Raw genomic sequence first — 8815 nt, forward strand, 5'->3', positions numbered from 1 at the left:
TCACGACAATCATCGGACACATGACCGGTCGCCAGTTGTTGCGGCGCCCCGGCTATGATCTCGACATCGACAAGGTCCTCAGAACGTGCGCGAGATATGGTGTCGCTGTCGAAATCAACGCGCATCCTTGGCGGCTCGATCTCGACTGGCGGTGGCATCAGAAGGCACTCGACTACGGCTGCATCTTCAGCATCAATCCGGACGCGCATTCGATCCGCGAACTCGACCACATGCATTGGGGTGTGGAGATGGCACGCAAGGGGGGCGTTCCTAGGACGCGGGTTCTCAATGCGATGGGTTTGGCGGCTCTGCTTGCGCACCTTTCAAAGCGCAAGTGCGATTCCAAGTCCGGCGGCAAGCGCCGCTCGTCTGCGTCGAAAGCTGCCGCATGAGGCTCCTCGCCCTAGCTTTCGAAGCATAGATTAGCGCTTAATGTTTCGACGTCAGCAGCTTTGGCCCAGTTCGGCGATCGACGGGCACTGTAAATGCCTGGAAGGGGGCCGCAAGCGGACCGGCAGCTTGCAGAGCGGAAGGATCAGACCACTGCGTCCGCGTGCGTGCGATGTCGTTCAGAGGCTCTTGCGACCTGCGGCGAGCCTCGCTGCGACCGGCTATTGTCGCTCGTAAACGCCGCTCGCTGCGATGAGACGCACCAGCCCCGCCTGTCGTCGCGTCTCCGTCTTTTCGAACACGTGCTGCAGGTGGGTCCTCGCCGTGGTCAGGCTGATGCCGAGTTCGTCGGCGACCGCCTGCAGCCCTTCGCCGCGGGCGATCGTTATGGCCACGGCCGCCTCGGTTGGGGTCAACCGATAGAGAGTGCGCAACTGGCCCTGCATGGTCCGCGGCGCGCTGTCCGGATCGGCCACGAACACGATTGCGGCGGGCCGGCCGGTCACGAACCATGTCAACTCGATCTTCAGCGGCGCCACCAGCACGCTCAGCGATCGGCGCGGCACCGGCCGGCCGAGCGCCATTACGCCGCCCACGGCATCCGACCGTTCCGCCGCCGTGGCGATCAGCCGCTGGAATTGTCCGGCATCCGTGGGCTTGGTTGCACGCACAGCAGATTTCTCGATCCTGATCCCGTCGGCTTCGGTAAGCAGTGCTTCGGCCGCCCGGTTGGCAAACAGGATCTCGCCGTTTGCTGCCACGATCAGCAAGCCCTGGGCGACGCGGTGGAGCGCCTCGACATTGGCACTCCTGGCGATCTCCGAACGCGAGAGACGCAGTCCCACGCTCGCCGCGCGAACCAGATGCGGCCCGATGCGGCGCAGCCGGTCGAGGTGCTCGGGCTCGAACTCTCCTGTCGCCTCGGCGCGTCCGCAGGTGAACACGACGCGCATGTCCGGCTCGTTGGCAAGCACGACCCCGATCGAGTGGCACATGTCGCCGGGCCGGCAGAAGTCGTTGTAGAACTCGGAGCGCCGGTAGACCTCGCGCGGCAGCAGGTCCCAAATCGGGATCAACGTGCCGGCGCTCAGCCTGGCGATACACGGCAGGAACACATTGGTCTTGTAGTAGTACTGCGCGTAGGTGAGGTCCGCCTCCGGCGGCATGCGGACCGAACTCGCTTCGCTGCGCAACGTCTTTGCGTTCTGGAACGTCAGCTTGGTGGCGGCGCCTTCGAGGAAATCCGACAGCGTCTCAAGAACCCGCGGCCAGCGGCCGGGTTCGACCGCCGCATCGTAGATTTGTCCGACCATGCCGTCGAAGTCGTGCATGTGTGCCGGATTTCTCCGCACCCTCACCTGAAGGGAGTTGCAGTGTGCCGGAAGCCGGCGTTGCTGACAACCGTTCGCCGCATCTCATAGGTTCATAGGAGGCGCCCGCCGAGGCTCAACGTGTAGCTATCGTTATGTCATCAAAGCTTCACTCCAACCCATGTGGCGAAGATGCAAACACAGGCAGCACCTGGCACTCAAACCAATTGGAACGGCACACACTACGAAACGCTGCTGACGGCGCAAGAGTCCGGCGGCAAGCTTGGGGCATTTGCATCCGATGCCGATCCGGGCGACGGACCGCCGCGCCACCGTCACCTTGAGGCGGACGAAGTCTTCGTCATACTCCAAGGACGGCTACGCTTCTGGCGCGCCGGGGAGACTTTCGAACGCAGCGCCGGAAGCATGATCTACATCCCGGCTGGCGTCGAGCATGCGTTCATTGTCGTGGAGCGTGCGCGATGGATCGCCATCTTGTCACCCGGTGGTCTCGAGGGCTTTTTTCCGACGGTTGCCGCGCAGGGGCTGGAAATTCCGCGCAATCTCGCCGAAATAAAAGCGATCGCGGCCCAGTTCGACATGGAGATTACCGGGCCACCCCTGGTCGTCGCTGGACGTTAGGCGTCGCGCCGACATCATCCGATCAAGGAGATATCGAGCTTCCCCTCGAACCGCTCAACGAGTTCGTGCGGTGTTGAGCTACTCTGGCAATCCGGCTGCCCGTAGCGCGCTGCCAAGAGCCTCCGCGAGCGCGGGCGCGCAATTAACACCGGCAAACTGGCGGCTGTAGCGGAAGGCCGGCTGGAGTTGGATCACGCGAGCGGCGGCTGCCTTCGCTTCGTCCAGCCGGCCAAGCTTGGCCAGCGCGGCCGCCAATTGCACATAGGTGATGCTATGCGCCGGATTGGCTTGGACGGACTTGTAGGCAGCACGGCAAGCCTCTTCGTAGCGGCCGCGCAGCAAATGGCTCATCGCCTGCGCGTCAAAGGCGGCCCAGGCCCACGAATCGAAGGGGCTCAGCCGCAAACCCTGCTTGCTCCATTCTATCGCCCGCTCCGCTTCACCGCTCCATCCGAGAATGACGCTGCCAAGGATGTAGGTCAGGGCCGATGACGGGCTGATGGCGAGGGCGGCTTCCAATGCCGCAAACGCAGCGGCACGATCATGTGCATCCATTGCGATGGAAAAGCCCGCCCATGTCAGGGCGAGAGCATCATCCTGTCCGTGGACGATGGCCGACCGCGCGTGGCGGATCGAAGAAGCGCGGTTGATCTCCTGCAGGCCGGCGCGAAGAAATAGACAGTGATGGCACATCGCGGCGTTGCCATGCGCCAGCGCATAGGTAGGTTCGAGCGCGATCGCACGCCCGAGTAGGACCAGCGCTCTGGTCACTTGCTCCGGCATGCCTGAATCGACATCAGGCTGCGCCTGCAGCACGAGATCGTAGGCATCGAGGCTATCGGGGCGTTTGCGCCTGACGCGTTCGATTTCGGCCTTCCGCACGCTTGGCGCAATCGCGCCCACTGCTGCCAGCGCGATCTCGTCTTGGAGCGCGAAGATGTCGTCGGAGCTGCGGTCATAGCGCTCGGCCCAGACATGGCCGCCGGTCGAAGCATCGATCATCTGCGCGGTGACCCGCACGCTGCCGCCGGCCTTGCGCACACTGCCTTGGAGCACATAGCGAACGCCAAGCTCGCGGCCGATCTGCTTCACGTCGACGGCGCGACCCTTGTAGGAGAAGGTCGAGTTTCGCGCGATGACGAACAGCCATTTGATGCGCGCCAGGCCTGTGATGATGTCGTCCACCATCCCATCGGCAAAATACTCTTGCTGCGGATCGCCGCTCAAATTCGAGAATGGCAGGACCGCGACGGAGGGCTTGTCAGGCAAGCTCGGCGCCGACGTGGCGCGGATGGCGGCCGATGTATCGGGAACATTGGTGGCGACGGCAGGTCCGACATAGCGATAGCCACGGCGCGGCAATGTTTCGATCCAGTCGGCGACTTTCGCGGCGTCGGCCAATGTCCGGCGCAAGGCTGCGATCTGGACCGTCAGATTGTTGTCGGCAACCGCCGATCCGCCCCAGCCGGCGTCGATCAACGCGTCCTTGGACACGGGCACGCCCGCATTCTGGATCAGTAGCCGCAGCAGCGCGACGGCGCGTTGCCCGAGCATGGTCGGCTCGGTGCCGTAAAAGAGAATGCCCACCTCCGGATCGAGGCGAAAAGGGCCAAAGCGGTAGACATCGCCCCTGACTGTCATTGGAGCCTTTTAGCAAATTTTTGGCAACGGATTCACGACTTTCCGGCGCGAGCGGCCGATGTTTGCGCGAACGCTTGCCAGAAACAAGCGCCCTGCCAGAGGAGGATCATATGAGCGCTGATGCCGTCATCCGCATGCCTGACGAGAAGAAGGGCGTCATGCTGCGGGGCCATCCCATGACGTTCCTCGTCACCGATGAAAATACCAGGCATTCCAGCATGTTCGACTGGACGATCCCGCCGGAATTCGCCACCGGGCGGCATGTGCACCGGGTGCAGGAGGAGACCTTCTATCTGCTCGAGGGCGAGTGTGAATGGCATGTCGGCGACAGGACGATCCGTGCAACGCCGGGAACCTTCCTGTTCATCCCGCCGGGCGTGCCGCACAACATCACCAATGTCAGCGAGAAGCCTGCGCGCGTGCTGATGACCGTCTCTCCGCCTGGCCACGAGCATTATTTCGAAGAGCTGGCCATCCTGGCGGCGCGTGGGGCGCCCGATCCAAAAGCGCTCGCCGATCTGCGAAACCGCTACGACACCGACCAACTTTCGACGCTGACGGCGCGCGCGTGAATGGGGCTAGCGCAACCATACCTTGGGGCTGTCGCAGCGTCGCGCTGCTCGCCGGCGATGTCAGTTCAGAAGGTCACGTGAATGTCGCTACGGCCGTAATGAGGCGCAGAGCTGCCGTCGCGGCATTTTCGCGTTGGAGACGCCATCAAACTTGGGCAATAAGAATTCGAGAAGTGCTGATCCGGTGCGCAGGGCTGTTTAGCCAGCCGCGTCCAGAGTGCCTTGGCGCTTCCGTTTTGCTAGAAGTCCCGTCAGCCAATCCGGATCCATTGCCGGGACGGAGGAGAGTAGCAGTTCGGTGTAGGCAGCGTGGGGTGACGTCAGTATCTCGGTTTTTGGACCCTGCTCCACAACCTTCCCTTGGTGCATGACGACGACCTCGTCCGCGATTGCTCTTACTGTCGCGATATCATGGGTGATAAAGATGTAGCTGACGCCGAGTTCGCGCTGTAGGCGTATTAGAAGCTTCAAGATTTCTTCTTGCACAATTTGATCCAGAGCCGAAGTGACCTCGTCACAGATGATGAGCTCGGGATTCGCGGCGAGCGCGCGCGCAATGCAGATCCGCTGTTTCTGGCCTCCGGACAATTCACCCGGCAGCCTGTCGAGGAAACTTTCGTCCATCTCGATCATATGCATGAGTTCGCCGATCCGGCGGTCGCGCTGCTCCCCTTTTAAGCCTAAATAGAACTCGAGCGGACGCGCGATTACCTCCTCGACAGTCTGGCGAGGGTTAAGCGCGCTGTCCGGCGATTGATAGATCATTTGTATACGCCGCAGCAGGTCTTTCGAGCGCTGCTTTAAAGACAAGGGAAGCGGCTGGGCGTCAAATGAGATCGACCCGGACATAGCAGGCAGCAAACCGGTCACGACACGGGCGAGTGTCGATTTCCCGGACCCTGATTCACCCACCAACGCGACTGTTCGGCCACGCGGAACCCTGATGGACACGTCCGACAGCACCTTGACCCTTCCGGCATATGCGGCGGTGACATTGTCGATGGTAAGTATGTGGTCCCGGGCCTCTATCTCCGGCTTGGCAAGTTTGCGCACAGCCCAGAGCGTCCGAGTGTATTCCTGAGCAGGAGCTGTGAGCATCTGCCGTGTACCCGCTTCCTCGACAGTTTGTCCGTGGCGTAGAACCATGATCCGGTCCGCCATTTGCGCCACTACCGCCAGATCGTGTGTCACGTATATCGCTGCAGTGTTAAATTCCTCAACGACCCTGCGGATCGAGGCCAAGACCTCGACTTGAGTCGTCACATCGAGCGCAGTTGTCGGCTCATCGAACACAATCAGGTCGGGTCGGCAAGCCATAGCCATGGCGGTCATGGCTCGCTGCAACTGGCCACCGGATACCTGATGCGGATAGCGGAAGCCTATGGTCTCGGGCTCTGGAAGTTGGAGGCGTTTATAGAGCTCCACAGCATCACGGTTGGCCTCACCTCGGCTGGCGATCCCGTGCGCAACCGCCGTTTCCACGGTCTGATCAAGCAGCCGGTGAGCCGGGTTGAACCAGGCAGCCGCGCTTTGCGCCACATAAGCAATGCGGGAGCCTCGGAGCCGCCGACGGCGTGCTTCGCTCATCGACAAAAGATCGACCCCATCGAACAGCACCGAGCCGCGGGTAATGCGGCATCCTGGCTTGGCATATCCCATTGCAGCAAGGCCGATAGTGGACTTCCCGGCACCGGATTCGCCAATCAGGCCCAACACTTCTCCGCGCTTGAGCGAGAAACCCACACCGCGCACGATCGGGTGCCAGCGCTCGTCGGAGAATCCTTCAACGTGAAGGTCGCGGACCGTGAGAAGATCTGTCCCCCTTTCGCGCGCGATGACACTGCTACTTTTCATCACGCAGCCCGCTCGTTGAATGCAGAAACCAGTCCACGACGAAGTTCACCGCTACTGTGAGAAGGGCAATGGCGCCCGCGGGCAAAAGCGGCGTGACATCGCCATAAGTAAGCAGCGTCGCGTTTTCCCGCACCATCGATCCCCAATCGGCGGATGGCGGCTGTATGCCGACGCCCAGGAACGACAATGCCGCAATGGTCAGAAAAACAAAACAGAATCGCAGACCAAACTCCGCGATGAGCGGCGGCAGAATGTTGGGCAGGATTTCCTTGCGGAGAATCCATGCGGGGCCTTCGCCCCGCAGCTGCGCGACCTCGACATATTCCATCACTACTACGTTCAGGCCAACTGCTCGGGCCAGACGGAACACGCGCGTCGAATCGAGCAGCGCTATGACCAAGATGAGGCTGGTTATCGAAGATCCGAATATCGAAAGCAACATCAGCGCGAAAATCAGGCTCGGGATCGACATCAACACGTCCACGGCGCGTGACAATAGTTGGTCTAGCCACCCCCGGTACATTGCAGCGAGAAGGCCGAGCGTCACACCCGCTGCAAAGGACAAGATAGTTGTGATGAAGGCGATGCCGATCGTGTTGCGGGCGCCGTAGATCAGTCGCGTAAGCATGTCGCGACCGAGTTGGTCAGTCCCGAACGCAAACTCGTGGCTCCAGGGCGCGAATGCCTCGCTAAAGACCTGTGTTTCTCGATATGGAGCGATGAGAGGCGCAAACAATGCGACAACAACGTAGCAGAGGATCACGCCCATACCGAACCAGGCGCTGAGCGGGGCCTTCTTCAGCGCTATAGTCATGCGAGATCGGCGCGTCCGCCTTACCCTTGGCGCCCTGGTGGTCTGGATCACAGGCTCTGCACTTGTCATCGTGGGTGCAAAAGTCTCGGATTGGTTGCGATCGAGATGATGTCGGCGATCAGGTTGAGCAGGATGTAGGTAGCGGCGAACACAAGCGCGCAGGCTTGAACAACCGGTACGTCTCTCGATCTCACGGCATCGACCATCAGTTGGCCGACGCCGGGGTAGACGAACACCACCTCGACAACCACGACGCCGACGATGAGATACGCAAGATTGAAGGCCACAACCGTCACAATCGGGGCCCAGGCGTTTGGCAACGCGTGCCGAAGCACGACCACCATTGGCCTCATTCCCTTCAACCGGGCCATGTCGATATAGGGGCTCGAAAGCATGTTGAGGATCGCTGCGCGCGTCATCCGCATCATGTGAGCAACGATGACAAGCGTGAGCGTGATTGACGGCAGAGCGGCGCGCCAGACGTGGTCCCAGAAAGGGGTCTGGTCGTTGATATTGGCCAGAGTTGGGAACTTCGGCACGACGTTCAGGGTCCAGTTGATCGAAATTGCCAGCCAGACAGGTAAAGACTGTGCGAATTCGGTTCCCGCAAAGGTATCGCGCGAGATAATCAGGAAAGCGAGCATGTAGGCAACGAAGAATTCCGGGAACGAAATGGTCGTAAGTGTTACCGTGTTCACAACCCGATCGAACCAGCTGTTGCGATATAGGGCCGCGACAATGCCCAGCCCCAGCGCCAGCGGCACCGCGATGAGAGCGGTCATGACCGCCAGGAACATGGTGTTGTAAAGGCGAGGTGCGATGATCTCGGCGACCGTCCGCCGGTAGCCGGTTCGACTGGCAAAAGAGGATCCAAAGTCACCCTTTGCCATCTTACCGATCCAGCTGAAGTAACGCTCAACTGGGGGGCGATCGAGGCCGATCTCGTGTTGAAGGGCCGCGACCGTTTCCGGGGTGGCAGATTGACCGAGTGTCGCCTTGGCGAAGTCGCCGGGGAGCATTGCAATCGCCGAAAAAATGATGATCGAGACGACGAACAGGGTAATTAGGCCGAGGCCTAACCGTTGTAGAACCGTCTTTGCGACCGGATTCAAACGCATGCGCGCATTCCCAGGATTGCGCCGTCCGCAGGGCGAGCGACGCAGCTGGCAAACACCCCTACGCCTCCGCCATCCACCAGCGCTCTGCCATCTTCAGTCCGTCATTTTCCCAATTCGGCGCCACATCGCCATGGCCTAGTTTCTTGGATTGGGCGCTGACGAAGTTGTTAAACACCAGCACGATGCTCCCACTATCGTCGTGGGCCAGCTGTTGCATCTCGCCATACATAGCGGCGCGCTTGGTTTCATCCGTCTCGGCTCGTGCTTGGACAAGCAATTCGTTGAAACGAGGATTTTTCCAGAATGACTCGTTCCAGCTGGATTCCGCTGCGAAGGCTTGTGTGAACATCCAGTCGGCTGTCGCGCGACCGCTCCAATAGGAAGCGCACCACGGTTTCTTGAGCCAGACATTGTCCCAATAGGCGTCCTCCGCCTCGCGCACCACATTGACGTCGATGCCGCACTGTGCTGCGG

General features: G+C 60.9%; 7 protein-coding genes and 2 pseudogenes. 3 read left to right on the forward strand and 6 right to left on the reverse strand.

All coding sequences use genetic code 11. The features are described 5' to 3' along the window. Positions 1-392: pseudogene (locus tag EOA79_RS26045) on the forward strand (hypothetical protein); the annotation flags it as partial. Positions 393-611: 219 nt separating this feature from the next. Here EOA79_RS26045 and EOA79_RS26050 read toward each other — a convergent pair. Beyond that, positions 612-1721, reverse strand: coding sequence for a helix-turn-helix transcriptional regulator (locus EOA79_RS26050; protein ID WP_127241977.1), 1110 nt, complete (start codon positions 1719-1721; stop codon positions 612-614). 171 nt (positions 1722-1892) lie between these two features. On the opposite strand from EOA79_RS26050, the gene EOA79_RS26055 reads away from it, so the two are divergent. Then, positions 1893-2342 (forward strand): cupin domain-containing protein, encoded by a 450-nt coding sequence (locus EOA79_RS26055; RefSeq protein WP_127241976.1) that lies wholly within the window; start codon positions 1893-1895, stop codon positions 2340-2342. A 78-nt stretch (positions 2343-2420) separates the two neighbouring features. Here the strand turns inward: EOA79_RS26055 and EOA79_RS26060 are convergent, their stop codons facing one another. Further along, positions 2421-3983, reverse strand: a complete 1563-nt coding sequence (locus tag EOA79_RS26060; RefSeq protein ID WP_127241975.1) for a winged helix-turn-helix domain-containing tetratricopeptide repeat protein — start codon at positions 3981-3983, stop codon at positions 2421-2423. 110 nt (positions 3984-4093) lie between these two features. On the opposite strand from EOA79_RS26060, the gene EOA79_RS26065 reads away from it, so the two are divergent. Further along, positions 4094-4555, forward strand: coding sequence for a cupin domain-containing protein (locus EOA79_RS26065; protein ID WP_127335406.1), 462 nt, complete (start codon positions 4094-4096; stop codon positions 4553-4555). 198 nt (positions 4556-4753) lie between these two features. Here the strand turns inward: EOA79_RS26065 and EOA79_RS26070 are convergent, their stop codons facing one another. From EOA79_RS26070 to EOA79_RS32985, 4 genes and pseudogenes are all read right to left on the reverse strand, one after another. Continuing rightward, on the reverse strand, positions 4754-6409 hold the full coding sequence (locus EOA79_RS26070; RefSeq protein ID WP_127240639.1) for an ABC transporter ATP-binding protein: 1656 nt from the start codon (positions 6407-6409) through the stop codon (positions 4754-4756). Then, positions 6399-7223, reverse strand: coding sequence for an ABC transporter permease (locus tag EOA79_RS26075; RefSeq protein ID WP_245460790.1), 825 nt, complete (start codon positions 7221-7223; stop codon positions 6399-6401). Before EOA79_RS26075 ends, EOA79_RS26070 begins: the two co-directional genes overlap by 11 nt. A gap of 65 nt (positions 7224-7288) precedes the next feature. After that, on the reverse strand, positions 7289-8335 hold the full coding sequence (locus tag EOA79_RS26080) for an ABC transporter permease (protein WP_095832867.1): 1047 nt from the start codon (positions 8333-8335) through the stop codon (positions 7289-7291). A 64-nt stretch (positions 8336-8399) separates the two neighbouring features. Beyond that, positions 8400-8815, reverse strand: a pseudogene (locus EOA79_RS32985) (peptide ABC transporter substrate-binding protein); the annotation flags it as partial.

Source organism: Mesorhizobium sp. M1A.F.Ca.IN.020.03.2.1 (genome assembly GCF_004023205.1).
Taxonomy (GTDB): Bacteria; Pseudomonadota; Alphaproteobacteria; order Rhizobiales; family Rhizobiaceae; genus Mesorhizobium.

Excerpts from the sequence above, each read along its gene's own strand:
- EOA79_RS26050 (WP_127241977.1), bottom strand. The coding sequence starts at position 1,721 with ATGCACGACTTCGACGGCATGGTCGGACAAATCTACGATGCGGCGGTC.
- EOA79_RS26055 (WP_127241976.1), top strand. The coding sequence starts at position 1,893 with ATGCAAACACAGGCAGCACCTGGCACTCAAACCAATTGGAACGGCACA.
- EOA79_RS26060 (WP_127241975.1), bottom strand. The coding sequence starts at position 3,983 with ATGACAGTCAGGGGCGATGTCTACCGCTTTGGCCCTTTTCGCCTCGAT.
- EOA79_RS26065 (WP_127335406.1), top strand. The coding sequence starts at position 4,094 with ATGAGCGCTGATGCCGTCATCCGCATGCCTGACGAGAAGAAGGGCGTC.
- EOA79_RS26070 (WP_127240639.1), bottom strand. The coding sequence starts at position 6,409 with ATGAAAAGTAGCAGTGTCATCGCGCGCGAAAGGGGGACAGATCTTCTC.
- EOA79_RS26075 (WP_245460790.1), bottom strand. The coding sequence starts at position 7,223 with ATGACTATAGCGCTGAAGAAGGCCCCGCTCAGCGCCTGGTTCGGTATG.